This window comes from Aestuariibaculum marinum, assembly GCF_014596975.1.
GTDB classification, from domain to species: domain Bacteria; phylum Bacteroidota; class Bacteroidia; order Flavobacteriales; family Flavobacteriaceae; genus Aestuariibaculum; species Aestuariibaculum marinum.
This window is the reverse complement of record NZ_JACVXD010000005.1, coordinates 66,727-88,259: the sequence shown is the minus strand read 5'-3', so window position 1 is coordinate 88,259 and position 21,533 is coordinate 66,727. Positions and strand designations below refer to the sequence as shown.

At 35.8% G+C, this 21,533-nt stretch carries 12 protein-coding genes; all 12 read right to left on the bottom strand.

Annotated elements, in window-relative coordinates; genetic code table 11:
- Position 1: 1 nt before the first annotated feature.
- Positions 2-1,579 carry a type I restriction-modification system subunit M gene (locus tag ICJ85_RS10410; RefSeq protein WP_188223728.1) on the bottom strand — a complete coding sequence of 526 codons (1,578 nt, stop codon included), beginning with the start codon at positions 1,577-1,579 and terminating at the stop codon, positions 2-4.
- Positions 1,580-1,588: 9 nt separating this feature from the next.
- Positions 1,589-2,875 carry a DUF2130 domain-containing protein gene (locus ICJ85_RS10405; RefSeq protein ID WP_188223727.1) on the bottom strand — a complete coding sequence of 429 codons (1,287 nt, stop codon included), beginning with the start codon at positions 2,873-2,875 and terminating at the stop codon, positions 1,589-1,591.
- Between the two features lie 55 nt (positions 2,876-2,930).
- Positions 2,931-4,115 (bottom strand): S1 domain-containing protein, encoded by a 1,185-nt coding sequence (locus tag ICJ85_RS10400; protein ID WP_188223726.1) that lies wholly within the window; start codon positions 4,113-4,115, stop codon positions 2,931-2,933.
- Positions 4,116-4,121: 6 nt separating this feature from the next.
- Positions 4,122-6,662: an N-6 DNA methylase gene (locus ICJ85_RS10395; RefSeq protein ID WP_188223725.1), complete on the bottom strand. Its 2,541-nt coding sequence runs from the start codon at positions 6,660-6,662 to the stop codon at positions 4,122-4,124.
- 143 nt (positions 6,663-6,805) lie between these two features.
- A complete protein-coding gene (locus ICJ85_RS10390) occupies positions 6,806-7,798 on the bottom strand; it encodes a glycoside hydrolase family 18 protein (RefSeq protein ID WP_188223724.1) in 993 nt (330 codons plus the stop codon).
- A gap of 39 nt (positions 7,799-7,837) precedes the next feature.
- A complete protein-coding gene (locus ICJ85_RS10385; protein ID WP_188223723.1) occupies positions 7,838-13,747 on the bottom strand; it encodes a DEAD/DEAH box helicase in 5,910 nt (1,969 codons plus the stop codon).
- A 10-nt stretch (positions 13,748-13,757) separates the two neighbouring features.
- Positions 13,758-16,772, bottom strand: a complete 3,015-nt coding sequence (locus ICJ85_RS10380) for a hypothetical protein (RefSeq protein ID WP_188223722.1) — start codon at positions 16,770-16,772, stop codon at positions 13,758-13,760.
- Between the two features lie 68 nt (positions 16,773-16,840).
- Positions 16,841-17,842 carry a helix-turn-helix transcriptional regulator gene (locus ICJ85_RS10375; protein WP_188223721.1) on the bottom strand — a complete coding sequence of 334 codons (1,002 nt, stop codon included), beginning with the start codon at positions 17,840-17,842 and terminating at the stop codon, positions 16,841-16,843.
- A gap of 248 nt (positions 17,843-18,090) precedes the next feature.
- Positions 18,091-18,834, bottom strand: a complete 744-nt coding sequence (locus ICJ85_RS10370; RefSeq protein ID WP_188223720.1) for a P-loop NTPase family protein — start codon at positions 18,832-18,834, stop codon at positions 18,091-18,093.
- Complete coding sequence (locus ICJ85_RS10365; protein WP_188223719.1) at positions 18,831-19,523, bottom strand: hypothetical protein; 693 nt, start codon at positions 19,521-19,523, stop codon at positions 18,831-18,833. Before ICJ85_RS10365 ends, ICJ85_RS10370 begins: the two co-directional genes overlap by 4 nt.
- A 92-nt stretch (positions 19,524-19,615) precedes the next feature.
- Complete coding sequence (locus ICJ85_RS10360) at positions 19,616-19,894, bottom strand: helix-turn-helix domain-containing protein (RefSeq protein ID WP_188223718.1); 279 nt, start codon at positions 19,892-19,894, stop codon at positions 19,616-19,618.
- A 746-nt stretch (positions 19,895-20,640) separates the two neighbouring features.
- A complete protein-coding gene (locus ICJ85_RS10355; protein WP_188223717.1) occupies positions 20,641-21,486 on the bottom strand; it encodes an RteC domain-containing protein in 846 nt (281 codons plus the stop codon).
- Between the last annotated feature and the right edge of the window lie 47 nt (positions 21,487-21,533).

The window sequence follows — 21,533 nt, the reverse complement described above, 5'->3', positions numbered from 1 at the left end:
ATTATAATTTTTCAAATTTTGCCATTAAACTTAATCTTTCGTTATCAAGTTCTTTGATTTTATTAATAATCAACTGAGGCGCATCATACTCGACTTCCTCATACACTATTTCTTTATAGCGGTTAATGGACAAGTCCCAATCGTTGGCCTTAATATCTGCCACAGGTACCAGGAAACTTTGTGAGGTACGGTCGTTGTAATTATGCTCGCAGGTTGTAGCCTCAAAATCGTTATAGCCTAAATTTTCCGGCATGTCTTTAACATACTTTATGCTACCGTCTGGTGTATGCATTTTACCCCAGAAGTCGCTGTTCAGGTATTTCCAGTGGTCTATAATCTGGGGGATGTTGTTATCCTTAATTTCGTTACGCTTATCGTCCAGGCTATACCCATCGGCTTTCATGTCGTAAAACCACACGTTGTCGGTCCCACCTGAGTTGGTTTTGGTAAAGAACAGAATGGCTGTACTTACCCCGGCATAGGGTTTGAACACCCCAGACGGCATACTTACCACGGCCTGCAACTGCTGGTTTTGTACCAACTCCTTACGAATGGCTTTGTGTGCTGTACTACTACCAAACAATACGCCATCGGGTATAATAACCGCTGCACGGCCACCCGTTTTCATGATGCGTAACATCAGGCTTAAAAACAGAAGTTCTGTTTTTTTGGTTTTGGTGATTTTTAACAAGCTGCTTTCGACATCTTCATAATCGAGACTGCCCTTAAATGGCGGATTGGCTAATATTAGAGAGAAGTCTTCGTTAACACCGCCGTTATCTTTACTTAAAGAATCTTTTCCTACCAGGTTTGGGTTTTCAATACCATGCAATTGTAAGTTCATAGCCGCAATACGCAGCATGGTGCTATCGAACTCGGTACCATTAAACATTTTAGTGTTGTAATGCTCACGGAAGTCTGCTTCCTGAAACCAGTCGTAATGGTTTTTATTGATGTACTCGCCAGCGGATACTAGGAAGCCGGCCGTACCACAGGACGGATCGTGAATGGTATCGTCTTTTTTTGGCTGGGTCATTTCCACCATCATATTGATGATGTGGCGCGGTGTACGGAATTGTCCGTTAGTACCTGCCTCGGCAATTTTAGAGAGCATATACTCATATAAATCGCCTTTGGTATCGCGTTCTTCCAATGGTAGCTTATCGATTTGCTGTACGACCTTATCCAGAAGCTTTGGTGTACCAATCATGAAGGTTGCTCCCTGCATGTACTCGGCAAATACACCACCCTGCTCGCCTACATTTTTCATAAAATCGAACACGGTAAGATCGTTTAAATCGCGTTGCGGCACTTTAAACAAATCGAACATGGTCTGCGGGTCCTTTTGTTTGAAGTTACTCCAGCGTAAGGGTGCCTGCTCTGGTGTGTATACTGGTTTTTCCATTGGAATACCCAGCAGATTGGCTTCCTTTTCTTTGGTTAGCTGAATATCGTCTAAACGCTTTAAAAAAATAAGGTATGTAAACTGTTCGATTACGGTTAAGGGGTTTGAGATTCCACCGGTCCAGAAATCGTTCCAGATTTTATCGATACTGCTTTTTAATTCTCCTGTGATCATGAATTTATTTTAGGCTTTGTTATTGTTTAAATTATTAAATTTCTCTTTCATTGTCGGGTTATTGTACGTCAGTTTTTTGATGGTTAAATCGTCTGCTTTATTATTGGCCAAACGTAAATTATTAACCGACGATAATAAGGCTTCTTTTGTTTTTTGAAGATGCGTCATGGTTTTATCAATCTCCTTTATAGCTTCTCCAAACTGGCGGCTTGCCAAATCGTAATTTCTGGCAAATCCAGTTTTAAAATCGTTGATTTTTTCTTCAAAATTCGTGATATCGATGTTTTGATTTCTCATCACATTTAATTCTGACTTATACTGTAATGACTTCATCCCGGCATTTTTGAGCAAGGTAATCATTGGGATGAAAAACTGCGGTCTGATGACATACATTTTATCATATTTATAAGACACATCGACAATACCAGTATTGTAGAATTCGTTGTCAGACTCCAGTAATGATACTAAAACGGCATATTCACAGCCTTTATCTTTACGATCCTTATCCAGTTTGGCAAAGAAATCTTCATTTTTCTTTTTTGTAGCGGTATGGTCGTTTTCATTTTTCATTTCGAACATGATGGACACAATTTCGTTGCCTTCATGATCTAATTCTCTGAAAATATAGTCCCCTTTTGTGCCACCGGAAGCATCATTGTCTTTTTCAAAATAAGCCTGAGGGAATGCTGTTGCTCGCAATTTATTGAACTCTGTTTCACAATGCTGCTCCAGAGTTTCGCCCAGCATTTTAGTGGATAGTTTTTGCTTGTAATCTTTTAAACGCTCGATTTCCTGATCGCGGAATTTGATTAACTCATCTTTTGCATTTAACTGATTTGAATACTGCTGCTTCAGGCTATTTTCCAGCAACTGCTTTTCTGTATCCTTATTTTTTAAGTCGTTTGCCAGCTGATCTCTTTCCTTTTCGATTTGCGTTACCGCTGTAGATACTTCCAGCGCCTTTTCTGTTTCGGCTTTCTCCAGTTTAGACTGCAGTTGCCTAATAAGCTCATCTTTTTTAGATACCTCATCGACCAATTCCTCTTTGCTTTTAAGTTTTAGGCCACTTATTTCCTGCTCTTTTTTAGCCAGTAAATCCTGGTAGAACCCTTTTAATTTAGATTCCGCCAGTTCTACCGCCGACTGCTTTTCTCTTTCGGCAACGGCTAATCGGGTATTTATTTCTTCCTGAAACTGCTGATCTCTTACCTGCTTAACGATATCGGTATAGACAGAATCGTCGACCTTGAACACTTCTTTACAATTCGGACATTTAACTTCGGCATTTTTACTCATAGCAATACATTTTTAAATTATTATGCATCAAAACTAAGGTCTATGTATGCAATGGTTATGCATACTCAGCTTTTTCAATAATTTTTTTAACTCTTTTTCTAATCTCATTCAACCTGGCATAATGGTACCGTTCAATTTCCACCTTTACAGTATTACCTTCTTCCAAATTATTTTCTGAAACGACATTAGAGGGAATAAACACATTGTCGGTGCCATCTTCTGGTTTAAAAAAGGCATACCCCTTATTAGCATCATGATTGATTACTATTCCTATTTTTATATCGTCTTCCGATTTCTGATCATCCTCGTTTACTTTTGTCCAGTTTTCGGTTTCTGGTCCGGCATCCACATGCAGCTTAAACCATACGATAATGTCCATTAACTGAAACAGTATGCTATGAGCCAAATAAGGCGTTTTTAATTCACTTACGTATGTATCCACTTCTGAACGATGGGAACCTTCCTGAGTTACTGTAACAACATACTTAAGCATTGCAGCTATTTTTGGCGGCAGATGAGTTTCCACTCCATGCTGATAATTCTTCTCAACAACCATGTTACCCCAGCTGTCTTTACCACATAAAAATTTACTGGCCGGATTAATAGCCACTGAAGGATACACAAATTCGTTTGGCAACAACTGGTATTTATTAAAAGCCAGGAACAGATCCTCAATGATTTTTCTATACGTATTAAACTGGGTATTAATATCGAATTCCTGATTTATCGATAATAAGTTCAGCAGATCCTGTGCTGCCATATCACCTATATATCTATCGGTACATACATCAAAAACACGTTTATGCAAATGTCTTAACTGAGTATCGGCCTGCTTAGAGGCTGCTTCTTTAATGTCATTAAAAAGGCGGTCTGTTTCTGAATCACTTCCCTTTTTATACACCTTTGTAAATGCTTTTTTAAACGTGTTGTCTTCATAGGCTTCCGCCTGCCCGGTAAGCACAAATATTTCGAACTTTTTCTTTAACTGAAGTAACTGTTCTTTAGCTCTGTGAATATTATAGGTATCTTCGGTTCCACTGATATCATCTTCATTTTCAAAAAACTTGGCGTCTAAAAGCACACCATCGTAATGGGCATAATTTCTCTCCAATTCGCTCATACCACCATTAAGAGACTTATAGGCTATCAGCTTTATTCCATTTCTACGGGCTCTGGCTTTAGTTCCGCCCAGGGATTCATGTTCGTCATCAATCCATAAAATATTATATATATTTTCCATCTTATACTAGTTGATTAATTTAATCGGGAACTGAAATCTGAATATAACCGGATAAATCGGGTCTGTATTCAAAATTAATTCCCAGTCTGGATTTTGAAATTCCACAGCTATTCTATTTATATCATAGCCACCTAAACCTGTACCAAAATTACTATCGGCTGTAGAGTATTTTGTAATAAATTTTTCTCTATCGAACTTTGGCGGAAATGGTTTCCCATTGTTTCGGATTTCCATAAGGAGATTATTATCCACTTCGGTTAATTCAAAGACTACTTCATTATTTAATTCCTTAGTCTCAAAACCATATTTATCAGCATTGGTAAGCAAATTATCTATTAAGGTAAGTAACAGCGTTTTATTACCATACACTCCCCGTTTTTTAAGGTTCTCGCTTTTTAATGACAACGGCTTTATTTTAAAATTAAAACCATTGCCTGACAACTGATTAATTAAACCATTAATTTCTGACAATGGTATGATTGATTTTTCATAATTCTGAACCACAAAACCATTTTCTCCTTTTTCAAGCACCTCTGTCATGAAATTAATATCTCGTTTAATCTCCTGAAGCACTGCTAACATATCCATTTCATAATAATCCTTAAATGACTTATTTAAAACCTCAAAACCATCAGGGTTTGTGTTTAGAAAATGAATGATGTTATCTGTCCAGTCCAGAATGTTTTGTCTTGGTCTCCCCAGTGTATGCTTTAATGAAGCAAATTCATTAAACTGAGTTACCGCTTTACCATGAACAAGTGCATTTTTTTCTTCTTCAAGCTCCTTTAATCTGGCGGAAACCTCCTGAAGGCCTTTTACTTTAGCTCTCTGTTCTTCTAATGTTGGTAACTCAATTACTACCTCCAACAAATCACTCCTTCTAAGCATAGGAATTGTTGTTCCCTGCCTAAATGCCTCCAACTGGTCCTGAACATAACCGGCATGGAATTCGTTAACAAGAAATGCCGTATCGGCCACCCTGGAATTTATTTTACATGGTAAAATATCAGAATTTATAAAAACAGGAGTTCCGGTATACTCAAAATAAGTAGGCTTTAAGGTTTTCCAGCGCATTGCCAGTAATAAACAAGATTCCTCTATTAATTGCCCGTTTCTTAATTCAAAAGGGTTGGCTTCGTCTATCTGAGAAATACTCAGTTTATAATCGACCGGATCATCCTTAAGGTTTTTAATTCTGACAAACTTTATGTTCTTATCTTCCAGAACACCTCTTACACCCCTAAAGACTTCAATAAAATTACCTAACTTAACTCCTTCAATTTTCTTTTGAAAATATCTTGGTACGTTAAGATTATAATCTGAATCCTTTATTTCCGAAACATCAACCAGGCGTTCTATGTCTTTTTCCGAAACCTGGTCCACATTACCATAAACGGCCCCTGGTTCATTAACACCTAATACATTATCATAGTCTGCTACATTCCCGCTATTCTTACTTTTTCGAAGAAACTGGATTAAGCTCTTATCATCCAAAATCCTTTGATTTCGGTTTTTAGATACCACAAAATCTTTTGCATCAATAAAGCGTACTTTTTCTGAATGCACTTTATTTTTATTAATTACAAGGACAATTAAAGGTATACCTGTATTTAACAACAAACCTCCTGGCAAAGCAATAATAGTTTCAAGTATATCCTGCTCTACCAAATACTCCCTTAATTCCTTTTCTTTAGCCCCTCTAAAAAGGAAACCCACAGGTAATACAGCTATTAATTTACCTGAGGTATTTAATGAACGGACACCGTATTCCATCAGAAAATGTTCAATAGAGCGAATGTTAGGTGAATTGAAATCTCTCTTTAACCTACGTATTGGACCAAAAGGCGGGTTAGCCACCACTAAATCAAACTTTTCAGAATCTTCCGGCCAGTTCGATATAGAATCTTCACACACATAATCTACATTTTCAATTCTATTATTTGCTATGAGCCTTAGTATACCCAGCGCCCACATTCTGGAATTTAGCTCCTGACCATAATAAAACTGTTCTTCCTTAAAATAAATATTGAAAGACGCCACTCCGGCAAACGGATTAAAGACTTTTGAACCTTCAGGTAAATCTGCCAGTTCGCAAATTAAGCGGGTAATTTCCCTGGGCTGAATAAACTGCCCTCCAGCCCTTCCCTGAGATGAAGAAATCTGGTATAAAACACTATCGAAGATGTAAGGAAAATACGCGGATAATACTTTAGTATCTAATAAAACCAGTTCCTGAAGTATATTACAAAAGCCATCATCGCCTAATTTATTTAAGGCATCCTCAAATATGAAATAGACCTGATTAAAATACCTTGCCTTAGATTCCTCTATATGTTTAAGCTCATCTAAAATACTCCTGTGAGTAATTACAAAATACGACAGGGAGTTGCTAGAAATTACCCCCTCATTATACATGGAAAGCAAAAACAATAAAACATCAAAATCTTCAGAAGACAATCCTTCTCTTCTAAATACGTTAAACATTGAAGACACTTTTGCCTCCAGCATTTCCACCTGCTTGATCTCAACAGAATTAAGTTCTCTCATTTCGAAAAAATTTAAAAAAATAAAACAGATACTTAAACCTACGTTAAAAACATCTGTATTAACAATACCTGACAAAAGTATTATTTAAGTATGCAATACATGTGCACAGGTGCAGTATATCTCATTTTAATACCAGCTTTTATTTACAACAACAAATTCTTATTTTGAATTGTATCATTTAAATGTTTATTGACTACAGTCAGTACTTCCTGCTCAGCTTTAACCTGTTTTTTTGCTTCTTCGCAGTTAATTACCTGTTCCGACTTTTTGTTCTTTAAATCCTGTAACTGCTCCTCTACCTGTTTTATATCTGCTTCAATACTTTCCTTTTTAGCTTCTTCAGTTTTATATAGTTTTTGCTTTTCCGCGATGTTTGCATTAGCCACAACTACTTCGTTTAATAACTGTTTTTCCCGGTTTTCATATTCCTCTAATTTAAGAATACGTGTAGCCGCAAAATATGAAAAGATAATTTCAGCCATTTCATAATTCCCAGAAAAAAACACTTTAAGCCCCTTATATATCTGGTTTCCCTTGTCTTTAAGATCATCCCAGCTACGTACATCTTTAAAGGTTTTGTATAACGGAATTGCTGCCAGAAGCACACCAACAGGTCCGATTGCAAAGCTGATAACTGAAGACATAGTTGTATAAAACGCAAATGGCAAGGTTACCCCCACCAAACTTGCGACTGAAGCAACCGTACTGGACGCCAGCATATAAACACCAAAACCTGATAACTGAGCGGCACCAATACCCGCCAGTGAACTGACTGATGCCACCTCTGCCGTACTAAATCCTTTTTTCTCAGCTTCCTCCTTAAGCATCTGGTTTAAAGCTTCCCGCTCTTCGATGGACATATTCTCTATATTCTGTTTAGAGATTTGTTTAAACAGGAATTTTTCTTTCATAGAAATAGTTTCGAAATCCGGGACACTAATCACTCTATGCTTTGCTATTTTGTCGATAAACTGGTCATAGGACAAACCAGACTGTGCTATGCCTCCCATTGGCAGAAGCAACCTGGATATGTTTTTTTCCAGTTTGACCTGATCGGGTTCCTTCATCTGGAATATCTGGTACAGAACCTCCATTTCTGTTTTATCGCTGAATATGTAAAAAGGATACTGTTTCATGCTTTTGGTGTTTGGTTAACTAAATTATGGTACTACTATTTAATTTTCAATACTGATATTATAGATGATATCATGTACTACATCTTTTTTTATTTCCAAAGGGATATTATCATAAGGCATATCCTGAGATCTTAAAAAGTCTACAGGTTTAAAACCATGTGCTATACCTCCATCTATTCGTACCTGAAATGTTATTTCTGCTGACTTAAACTCCAGGTATCTGTAATGTGGTAGTCTTTCCTGAACCAAAGCGTCTACCTTAAAATCAATATGTTTGGAAATTTCATCTAAATCATATTTGTAATCGTCGATCGATGCATAGTTATGAATGATATAATTTGGATGTCTGTTATTCTCAAAAGCGCCCCGTTCCAGATACACATCTAATTCTGATACTTTTATTTCCGCACTCTTCTGGAAAGACTGTACAAACTGCAAAAGGAGTCTCAGCGAAAACTCAGACTGATTGTATTTATCAAAATAGGACACCGTATAGGTCTGATTCTTAATTTTAGACAATAAATCTGATGCATCTGATAAGTTCTGCAGCATTACCTCAACAAGACTGTTACTCATACATCCCTTAGGAACAGCGCCTATTTTTGATTCGAATAACTTAATACCGGCTAAATCCGGAAGTTTCAGAACAGGATACTCCTTCCTGTTACTATGCTCCACTTTATAAAAACTGTCTTCTACATTAGCAGACCAATCTGCATCTAAATCTGAATGATCAGCCTTAGAAATATAATCCAGAATTTTACCATTGTTAAGCATTACAGACATATGAACAGCATAGCTTTCAAATTCCTGACGGTTTCCCTGCTTTAAATGATACATATGAGATAAGAGGTGTGCTGACAATTTCTCCTGATTACTGGTATAATTCAAGTTACCTTCAACGACAACCGATATATCAGATATGTTTCTTTTAATGTTTTCCAGCCACCCGAGGTCGTCAAGATTCCAATCTGCTATTCGATTATTAACGTGAAGCACTAATTGTTTTATACCAAAATGGTAATCCATTCTAAAAATTTCATCTTTTAAACTTCCAAAAATACCATCTACCTTAACATCTGCATCCTTTAATTCCCGGGGCACACTACTATTTAATGCAGCTTCCAGCCAGTTGCCAGCCAGTTCCCTGTCTAAATTTTCAATATGCCACTGTGTTGTTCTATCTACAAGACATTTTGTACAAGCAACCTGACAATCGCAATTTTTAAGTACAGCATAAGCTTCTTCTAATATTTCTTCAGTATACATTGAAAACTGAGACGCATAACCGGCACCACCTTTTGCACTGTCATAAATAAATATGGTACGATAATCTTTATAACGCTTAATGCCAAAACCAAGTTCGTTTTCGTCGATTGCCAAATAATTTGATAAAGTTTTAGTAAAAATCACCCCTAATGAATACATTAATTTCTCATCATTTACAAAGGCTCCATCCTGGTCTTTCAATCGTATTTCGGTGAAATCTGTTTTAAAACGATTACCTAAAATTACATTAGAGCGCACACTTGTTGCACTGCAGCGATTTTCTCCTTTTCCATCTTTTCCACCTCTAAGACGCGTATGCCCCTCCAGTTTATCATGATCGGTTTCCACCCGACCGCAATCAAGACACACACTGTATCCTTCTCCCTCGCCCTGATTGTAAAATAGGATTTCTGAATTTTCAACACCGCTACTCATTCTAAAATCCAAGAAGCTATTCTGCTCGTTACCCCAGGGTCTGATATTTAATAATAACGGCTCTAAATACTGAGGCTTTGATTTTTCTGAAATGACTCTGGTAGCCTCACTAAACAAATCAACCGAAAACCCTACAGGCTCTATTAATTCAGTAAAAGCCCCACGATGCGCGCCCAAATCAATTCCCACATAGGCTCCGGGCGTATTGCATTCCACACATGTGTCGTCCAGATTGACATCCACCACACTTCTCTGAAAACCACATTTTTTACATGCCTGAACTAAAAGGCGCTTTCCTGTTTCCCCCCGATTATTCTTCATTACAATTCCAGAAGATTTATAACTAAGGCCGTCTATTAAAATCGAGTTTCCCGGAGCAAATTCTGTAAGTGCTCGTTCGATGGTATAACTTGGATTACCAGGGAAATTATTTTTGTTTTTGTCCAGGTCTTTAACCGTAGTCTTCTCAAACTCAACAATACCTGTAGGTAATCCGGCATTAGGTAAAAAGCCTTCCTCGGCTAAATAGCCTAAAACAAACCTGGTTTCAAATTGTTTTTTACGATATGCTACAGCTTTATATGCTGGACTATTATTACCAAACTGTTTCTCTAATTCCTCCAGTTTCAGACCAAATCCTTCAACCTGGTTATGAATACCCCGGGACAACTTTCTGAAATTTTCATAAACCATCCTGATTAACTGTTCAGGACCGGCTTCTTCAAGAGGTGTGTCTTTTACAATACTATACAATGCTCTTTCGAACCCGGATGCATCGATCTGATCCAACCAGTTAAGAAATGTTTCCCCTACGGTTGGCGCCCCTTTTAAAAAGAAGTTTTCCACATTCTCAACCACATTAAGCCCTCTGTTTTCATTATCAGCATTTCTAACAAAGTGTCCAAACAGTAACGAGTTTATATGTCTTTCCACAATATTTTTGCTGTCGAATTTTAAATGTGGGGATGCTATTTTATGCTGCAGGGCCCACTTAGGTTCTTTCATTGTTCTTAAACCTACCGGATTGGGAGCGCAAAACGTTAATGCCATTGATTTATTTTCGGAACGCCTTCCTGCCCGTCCGGCACGCTGTAAATAATTGGCCGGCATAGGAGGCACATTACTCATTACCACAGCTGAAATACCACCGATATCAACTCCCATTTCCATGGTTGTTGAACAGCTTAAAATATTGATTTCACCATTTTCAAACTGTCCTTCCAGTTCATGTAACCTCTTTTTATCCTGTTGAGCAGAATGTTCTCCTGCCAGATATAATTTATCGAAATCAAAAATTCTTTCATGAAGGTTATTCCATAATCCTTTCTCTCTTGATTCCACACTATTTTCATCGAGCCATCCCTCCACAAGCTGTTTTTCCACTTTTACATTTTCATCATTTAAATGATAAGGATATGCATAAGCAGGTAATTGATTGTTATATTTCGGGTCTATTGCAAAATGACTGATATTTTCTGATGTTAAAGCTCCTGTTACCCATGGTGAATACCCTCTGAACACCTTATCTAGAAGCCTTCTTTTTACAGGGCACAAATATTCTAAACCAGCAATTTCGAACTGCACTTTATCGGCAAGATTAAGTTTATACCCGCCTTTCTCTTCCGTTAAAAGGCGAGTTCTGATTGTACTCCATAAATTATTAAGCAAATCATTGATCTGATCTTCTCTTTCACCTGTTATATCTTCTTTTTCATGCCACCCCAGGCCTGCACATATTAACAATACCAGACGTTGCTGAATTACAGAATCCGGATTGTACTGCGGCCACCTTATTGCATTAGGCAGATCTGAATTTGGAGGAAAAATTAAAACTGACCTATAAAAAGCTGTTGAAAAATTCCTTAATGAACCTTCAAATAAAAAATGAAAATTAAGACGAATAACATAGTCTACAGCTATTTTCAATAAATCTCTGTATTCATCCAGACTTATATCTAAATTCCGGGCTATAGCTGGTAATGAAACATTGTCAAGATCCGGATACACCACATTTACAAGACCTAAATTCTCAAGTGAACGCACTCGGGGTAATCTTCTTGCAAACTGATCGAATAACAGTGCACTTGCATAGGTTCGGTTATCCCGAGCCAGATTTACACCTTTGGCGGCTTTAAAGAAAAGTGTTTTAAAATCTTCTTTGGGAAGTATAATTTCAATAATGTCTTTCCAGGCTACTCTGCTTTTAGTTAATGACAACTGATCGCCACCGGCAATCTGCTCTTCCACAACCCTTAGTTTTTCCTGAAGTTCGCCAACCAGAAAAGGAGGAGCCTCTTGTAGTTGTTCCGCATAATATGCTCTCTCCTGTAAAAGCTGCTCATAAGACCTGTCTTTCTGGCTTTTCATTAACTTTTCCAGCAGATGATGGTATACCTGATATCTAATCCAGCTGCTTTCACTATCAATATTTATAAGAGCTGATATTTTAGCTGTTCCCTGACGGCTATCGGTAAAGGAAATATATTTCCTTCCTTCATATAAGGCTTTATTATTTTCTTTATGCCCAACCTGTGTCTGATCTAAAATAATATCGGATAAAATTCTATTTGTAAAAGCTGAAGACACTCTGAAATGATTTGGTCTTTCATTCCGCACATTACAATGCGGACACCTTCCATTCTCTGCTAATAACCAATCATCTCCTGAAACGATCTCTCCATCTCTCCCTATGCTTTCCGGACATAATACTCTATTATATAAACGCTGCCCGGGTTTATTATGAACTAAACTGACAATGTTTGCCGGTACATTTGATTCCTGTTCAGATTCTGGAGCCGTCTCTTCTTCTCCATTTTCTGTATCCAAATGAAAGGCATCATGACCAACACCCACTATTTGTCGAAGATAACTTCTACCATTCCTTTTGGAGACTTCTGCTTCAAGCATCATGTTACCACAAGTTCGGCATGCAACAAGTTCCAGTAACGGGTAACCACAGGTACAGTTTTTACCGGCAATACTATACATTGTGCCCATTGCTGCCTCCGGTTTAGAATGGCCATGCTTATCACATTTTGTATTTGTACACACATAAACACCACCAATTCCTCTGGTGAAAAAATGTCCTCTTACAGGCAGCAAATTATTGCCCTTTATTTTTTGATCTGCCAGAGTATCTATAATTTCCAGCTGTTCACCCGGATCTTTAACTCCTAATTTATTTCCAATCTCACTTTGACTTAACGCCTGTTTTTTAAGAAACTCTGCTCTTAAAGTTTTTATATTATTCTGAGTCAAGGGTTTCGACAATGATGGAATATCACTATCCTCTATTTGATTATTAACTCTCTGCCCTGTAATAACTTCTATTTGATCTATGCCTATACCACATAAATCGGACATAAATTTCTTTAACTTATCCGCACTGCCATCACCTACAGTTGCCGAGGTTATTGCAAATCTTAAATCCGCAATATTTACACCAAATGCATCTGCCACTCTACGAATTAACAAGGCCATTTCAGCGGCCTTGGATCCTGTAAGTGTATGTGCTTCATCCAGCAGAATCCATCTTAGCTTCCCTTTTGATTTTTCAAGAACAGGAACATCGGCATTTCTAACGAGCATGTATTCCAACATTGTTGGATTGGTAAATAAAATCTGAGGAGGAGATTTTCTGATTTGCTCTCTTGAAATTAATTGAGGCAAAGCCTTTTCGGCATCCTTATTATTAACCTTCCTTTCTGTATCACCGGTTAACAAAGCATAATTAATACCTGTTAATGCTGAACACCAGGCATGCATACGCTTTTTCTGGCTTGCTATTAATGCATTTAGCGGATAAAGAAATATAGCATTAACCCCTTCCTGATTTTTACAATTCTGATAAATATCGTGAAGAACCGGTAACATAAAACACTCTGTTTTCCCTGATCCCGTACCTGTTGTTACGGCTATTGATTTTTTTTGATTCAATAAAGCCTGCCAGCTTAACAACTGGTGTTTATACGGAGGTCTTGATTTTGGAAATTTAAATTCAGGATCTTCAATTGCATCCAAAGCTGACACAAATTCTGGACTAAAAACCATTGAACACTCTTCGAAAGTTTTGTTGGACTGCTCCCAAGGAAATGTACTTTGAAATACTGCCTCAGCCATTATAGGTTCCTGCTCAAGCAGGTATTTAAAATAATCCTGCATTTCCTTATCACCGGTGGCCCAAAGTGATAAGATAGCATCGGTTAATCTGTTCTGGGCTTTATTGTAAAACTCTTTAAAATTCATGTGTTTAAAATTATTTTAAAACGTGTAGGATTGTTTTTTTATAAAAATCTTTATCCAGATACTGACAGTACTGAATATTTCTTCTTTCACTATTAGCTCTTTCATTAGCCGACCAGATAGAATAGTCCTGCTCAATTTCTTTAATTGATTCAGCCACACACACAGCAGCCTTAATAAGTAAACTAACTTCCTTGTGCTGCTTAAGAGGGATTCTGTAATCATTATATATCTCCGGGCAAATTCTCGGTAATTCTTTTAATACCCTCTGCCCGAGTTTACTTCTCAAACTATCAATCTGCATATGAGAAACTGAACTGGCTTCAATTTTACCAGAATTCAAAAACTGTAAAACTTCGCACAAGTCATTTTCATAAAAATAAGATGATCTTAAGCCAAAATATTTTTCAAAATACTGCACACCATATGTTAGACTAATTTCTTCCAGTGCTGACTCCCAGTCTGTTCTATTTATCCAGTGAAAACTAATTCCAAGATCTTTTTCAACTTCTGGTATACTTTTTTGAATAAAGCTTTCCGGATCGTACTGATTAACCCCTAAAAACAAAAAAGCTCTTGCCGCGACGGCTCCACTTTTTGCTATAGATCGAATCTGGTCGAATGTTGAAAACGGTATATTATACCTTACAGCCAGATTAAAATAAGCCAGTAACTGCTTCCAATACTCACTTTGAAAATTATTCTGAGCCAGTTCCTGATGGTATTTATTGATCCTTTCCTCTTTATCAATGCCCTGAAAATCTTCCTTAGTATTAACAAACCTGGGCATTAACTGATGCTGACCTTCCTCTGAAGAAATTATAATAAACTGATTTGCAGTCTCGCATGCCGGAATTTTATAGGTATCTCCTCCGTTTAATAAAGGAATCGGAGCTATCTGGTTAGTTTCACAATTTAAAGGAATTGCATAAAGATCCAGATGATCTTCAGAATCAAACAGGCCGACCTCCCTTAAAAACTGATTTTCCACATTTAAGGTATGACTAAACCCTGAAATCTCATATGATTTTAAATGACTCCCTTCTTTAAGTTCTATACACACCTTATTTTTATAGTCCATAGCATCAGCCAAATAATATAACCTTACTATTTCATCTTTAAAGGCTATCATTGGCTGTGACACTGATTTAATTTCTTTAGAAATTACAACGTATGGTTTTAATTTATTTTTGATTCTTAATATGGTTTCTCTACCAGGCGTACTAAGAATTCTAATACCGTATAAACTTCTTAAGGATAACGGTGTGCTCTCTGAAATTAAATTACCGTTAGCATCGATTAAGGCCATTCCCTGGAAAGGAGACTCTAAAACGAAAGATAAACCTTTAGATTTTCCATAACTTAACATCCCCCTCAAACCCGTTGGAACCCTTAAATGCGATGTATTTACTTTTAATGAATACTCACTACCTATAGCTTCAATATCCATAATTTCAGATTTGTCTAACGTAAATTGAAAACCTCCGGCATTATTTACTCTCAATTTTGCCTGGTTTATTGAAGTATTTAAGTAATTCAACTGAAAGTTCCCTATATTAAAACATTCATCATAGGTCGTTAAACCATCTTTTTCAATTTTAATTATTATATGTCCCTGAGGTAAATATTTTACATCGGATATGTTTTCCCAGGTTTGAGATATATTTCGGGTTTTTATATAAATGTCATAAGCGATTTCAGGTAACTTTTTATTATTATCGTCGTATACTAATACTTTCAATTTCCCCTGAATTACCGCCATATTAGATTTTAGCATCCAGGAAGGCTTCTGGCTTAAAATTGTCCAGTCGAAAGACGACACGTTACTTTTGTATTTTCTGTACTCATCCTGTGTATTTACCTGACATTCTCCTTCAAATTCCAACCAACTCATCTCTTTCCCGTACAATTGAAATGTTCGAGATAATTGTTCGGTATACCAATTACCAGGAAACAATACTGCTGCCTGCTTATTTGATGCGCCACTACCCTTAACCAAACGCCATTCAAAATCTGAATGACTTGTCCATAATGAAGGCTCATCAAAAGCCGGCATAATTTGAATAAAATCGTTAACCTCAGTTTTTATACCATCAACCATAACATATGCCTGAGGGAAAATACTTTCTGAATCCCAAGCATAGTCCTGCACATTATACCAGTCTGTTTTATAATTTTCATTTAGTAATTTTCTAAATACACAAATAAGTTCATCATTTAAATAAAACTGGTATTCTCTTTCAATTACTTCAAAACCTAAAATGTCACTAAGTGATTTTTTCGAATAACTATCAGCAAGACCCAACCTTAATGTGATTCCAGGTTTTTCTCCTTTAAAATTTAATAACCAATAATTTTTAGGTTTAGATAATCTCTGGTGCTTTTTAATGCTTTTATTCCTAACCTTTAGTACACCTGAAATAGTTTTAATAACCTCATCATTTTCAAACAGATCATCATAAGCTTTATCATCATTCATGATGGCCCTAACTATTTCCAGGCTGTTTTGATAAATGACCTCATTTTGACTTGACTTTGGTAAATAACCAACTATTTCGGGCTTAAACATAAAGTCTTCAATAGTCTCAGGTTGTTCCTCCAGAACAGCTAATAAAAAACTTTGATATTTCCCCTGATTTTGAGAGATGTGATTTAAGGGTAACCCACCCTGAATAAGTAAAGTTCTAAAATAAAGTGTTTTCTGTCTCTTAATCCATTTAACTCCAAGTATTCGGGCACCCCTCTTAGCATACTCAAAAAACTCATTTGAAGTCATATAATACTTAATATTTCCTCCTATAGAACTGAAAACCTCCTCCTTACCTGGTGAACCTCCATTATAATTACGTTTCCAGTATTCTGCATAATATAATGTGGCATCCCTTGAATCTATATAATATGAAGATGTTCTCTTTAAGGACGATAATAAATCTTCAAAATCCTGATCTGACAAAACATATTTCCATAAAGGTCTATCATCATGATTAGGTAAATTGTATTTTTGAAGTAGTGAATTAAAAAAGCTCATTTTATTTTTTAATAAGGTTATTTTGTGTCTGGTAAAACTGGGAATCAACTATGCAGTGTTTATGCATACTAATACATTTTTGTCATTTCCTCAATTATTAATCGCATATTATCTCTTACACCAGAAGGCTCAATTACCTGCAGATCGGCCCCATAAGACAACAACATCTGGTATAATTCTCTATTTGGTCGAACTTTTATAAGAATAGTAAGCCCTGAAGCATCTGACCTGTCTAATTTTTGTGTACCATGTAATGGTTTTGTTAACACATACTGAATTCTATCCTCTGTGAATTTTAATTTTACTTCTACCTCAGAAGCATTTTCGGGTCTGGTTACTCCTATAAAATCATCAAAATAATCGAGCCAATTTATATTTGAGGCGTCAAAATCACTAGACAGTTCCTCTATAAAAACAATTCTATCTAAAGGATAGTTTGATAAGGACTGATATTCCGGATTGAAGCCAAACAAAAACCAACGATTATTAAATTGTTTCAAATAATACGGATTAAATACCACTTCTATTTGAGGTTTCCCGTAAGGCTCGTAAATAAGTTTAATTTGTTTCTTTTTGAGAATGAGATTAAAAAGCACACCTAAATGTTCTCGCCCTTTTAAATCTATATTTTCCTGATACCCAATAACTGTTTCCGAACCATTAGTTACCAAATTAAAAGACTGTTCTATCCTTGGAATGAGCTCTTCCAACCAGGCAAATTCCGTACGATGCTTGTACCTTGAAAGAATGGCCAATGTTGTTTCTAACTGCTCAGAATCACTGACATTTAATGGATGGTTTGCAATTGAGAAGCCTCTATCCTTATAACGCAAAACTCTTTTTTTACCATCTTTTAAATCTTCATCCAAATGAATTGACCATCCTTCATCTGATTCCATGTACTTTATATCATATTTTAGCTGACGTTGCTGAATACCCTCTGTACCCAGTTCGTATAATTTAGCATTGACCTCTTCAAGGAGACTATCATAGGTATATTTTCGATTGAAATTACTGAAACAACGATCTAGAATAGTATATCTAATCTGGGCATGCTTGTTTGTTGCCATTAAGAAAGAATTGATATTTTAACAAAAGCTAAATTTAATAAAAACCGTACAAGACGCATGAATTTACCATACAAAATGTAGTTAAATACGTTAAATTAACTTTGCTAAATTATTTAAGCCAAGCACTGCATTAATGCTTAAATGGCTTGCTATTTTGATACTCTACTCAATGACAAACATTTAAAACTCTATTTTAAAAAAAAGGCTTTGAAATACAAGGCAATCTCTTATTATATAAATTAAGTAACCTAATCTCGTTTATCCTTAGCATCATAATTGAATGCTATGAGATTGAACATCGAGCGCATTCTTGAACGTACACGCTCACCATATTTATCTTCGAGTTCCTGGGCGTTGAGGTTTGTTGTGACATGGGTTTTATTCCTCGCTATTCTTCCCTGGACTGCGCTCGGGATGACATTTTGAGGATTACTATTTTGAAATGACGTAATAGAATTTATATCATAACGCGATAAAAGGATCTCCCCCAAGACGTTGCAGTCGGAACCAAAATGTTTTCCGGTTGCCTCTACTCCTAGATCGTCAAAACAATAACTTTGATTATCTGAATAGTCCTCAATGATTTTATGACCAAGATTATTGAAACCAAATACAATATTTCTTGCAGGGATGATTTTATAAGGCTTTTTGTAAGGAGCAATACAAGGTAATAGTTTCATTAAAGTTGTTTTACCGCACCCCACCGGACCGGATAGCATGATTCCTTTTTCGATATCTAAACCTAAGTGTTCACAATAGCTTTTATCCTGGATATAATAGGTTACTAATTTAAGTAATACTTCATGGTCTTCTTCATAAATTTTAAACTGGCGGCCAAATAACAATTTCCCCTTGGCCTCCAGGTAGATTAAGATTTTTTGGAAATCGTAGCTAATGACTTTGCCTTTTAATTCTCCTAATTCGTAAGACACAGCTCCCTCGGTAATGATGTGCGGCTGTTTTGGATTGAAATTTGAACTGAATGAACTCATAATGGTTGATTGTAGTTTTTGTTACGAATGGTATGCAGGTGGTTGTCTTGAATTTGAGACAGTTGTTTTCCGTTTGTTTTTTCAATTTCGAACTCTTTTGTTTTCAACATCCATTTTTGAGCCATAGCCTGCCAATCTTCTATTGGTGTTTTGTTATTCAATTTCCATCCGGTGGCCTGATAGTGATTAAAAAATTTTAAAGCATCTGTTTCTGATCCGTTTTCAGTTTTAAAAAATTCAATTACTTCATTTTTCTTTGGGAGCGTTTTGTTTCCCTCTCCGTTTATAGTGTTTTTAATTGTTTTATTACGTTTATCTTTAGATACCAGCTCTTGTTTTACAGTTGTATCTAATTTGGGACGGTATGGGGATAATAGAGGTTTGCAAGTTGTATCGAAATTGAGCATCTTGACTTTAGAGCCTTTAAAGGGGTTATTGGAAGGCATATAAACAATGTATTTCCATAAGCTTAACTCTTTAATCACCCGGTGATATGTTGCTTTGGAACCAATCTTAGATAACTGCATAATTTCCTCCCTATTGATATGAAAGGTTTTTGGGAAATGGAGATAGTTCCAGAATTTAAAAAGGGCCATGTACATGCTTATATGCGTTGGATTCAACCGACTGTCTTTTACAAATTGATCTTGCACCCCATTTAGGTGATTGATATAATTTACATTTTGCATAGGAATGGAACGAATAATAAACCATGCCAGGCACATTTTGTACCCAGCAATGGTTAACGTTGGTAATGAGCAACAAACACCAACTTATACTCTTATTGGGGTTGATTCATTTGATTATTTTCAAGCATCTCGTTGATTTGCTCAGCATTGTAATAAATAACACTTCCGAACTTTATGTATGGTAAGGTTCCATTAACACGCAGGTTTTGTAATGTACCCGGAGATATACCTAATAGTTTACGCACTTCTGAAGATTTAATCCACTTTTTAGGCTTTTCAGATTCTGGGTTTTGCATTAGGTTTTGAATGTCGCTGAGTAATTCCATTTTAAACTCATGAAGATCATCAAGGGTAAGTATTTTTACGCTCATAAATATTGGGTTAAGGTTAATTCTTAGGGTTTTATTGCGATTAAAATGTTTTGGAAACATTAATTTGATATTCTATGTTATAGGTTTGCTCATAAGTTTTTTTATTCAAAGGTTAATACTAGTTCTGTTTGAGTTGATTTAGCTCACGCCATGCCTATTTAATAAATTAGGTGTTCGTGAATCTCTAATTTGAAGTTCGATTAAAATGACTTTCTCATTAGTTTCTCAATTAAATGATTAATAATAGTTCTATTTAAGTTGATTTGACTTTCGGTTACAAATGTGCGAAGTCCTTTTGAGAAATTTTAACAAGGAATAACAAGTTGGGAGTACTGATAATCAATCACATAGTATGTGATTTTAATACAAAATGATAACAAAAGTTATATTTTACAACTCCTGTTATAATCAAAAGTATAACAAAATTTATACTTATTGCAAACATGTTTTCAAGCAAACCTGTTACCCAAGTTGGGTGTTTATTGGTAACTAAAATTCATCCTAAAACTCTATAAAGCAAGATCTTAAAATAAGGCAAAATTAAAAGTTATTGAAAAGTGCTATTTTGGAAATCACATAGTCTGTGATTTTAAAAGTATAAATGTTTACAAATACCATATTCAGTGACTAAAAGGCACCTTTTTTATGCAATTCGTATTGAAAAAAATTTAAAATATTTTCAGTTGAATTAGAATTAATCCCTCAATTTTCAACTAAACACTAAAGAAAAGACTCCAGTCTGAAGGTTATTTACGTGTATTAAGAGACTTTTCAATCTTATTTTCTAAAGTTTCTTTGAGCATATCGATAAACTTTGTTTTTTGAGACCTAGCTTGTAAATCGAAGTAAACTCTGGAGTAATCGGCTATTTTCACATTAAATGAAAGATTAAAGAAAGATGCTATTTCCTTTAAAGTTGCGTTACCATTATTAATAGCATTGGTGCCTTGAATGGCATAAATAAGTTCAACCAGATCACTTTTATTGGCTGTCCAATTCAATGTACTCATGGAGTTTTCAGCCGTTGTATATTGATCTCTATTTAAACTGGACATTTCTTGCTTCACATAAACAATAATACTCTCATAAGCCATTAATGTTGCCAATACCGTATCATGACTTGTGGTAAATTCTGTATCTGTACAAAAATAGGCTGCATCAGGATACAACCTTAAATCGGTTTCCCTTCTTGTAAAATATTGCTCGTCCAAAAACTTAGAGTCCATTCGGTAATAATTATAGAATTCTATTTTAGAATCGATATACCCCTGAAGCTTATCTATATAGGTTTTATAATATTTTAAAACCACTTTATTAGAATTGATAGGCTTCTTAACTTCAAGACGATACAACTCTGAATACGTAATGACCTTACTTAGCACATAAGGTTTTGTTCTTTTAAAAAAGTATATCTCATCTTCCATGGTCCGGGAAGGTGTTTCACTAAACAACTCCTTCAACTCTTTTAATGCTTCGTAGGATTCCTGAAAACAGTCTTCTAATTTTTGAATAGCATCTTCATTAGAATTTTCTAAAATCTCTAACTGATGCCTCAAATTAATTACAATTTGCCTGAGTAATTCTTTGCTCATAAATTTTAGTAGGTTAAGTATTAATTTAAATGTGTTCTACCTAAATT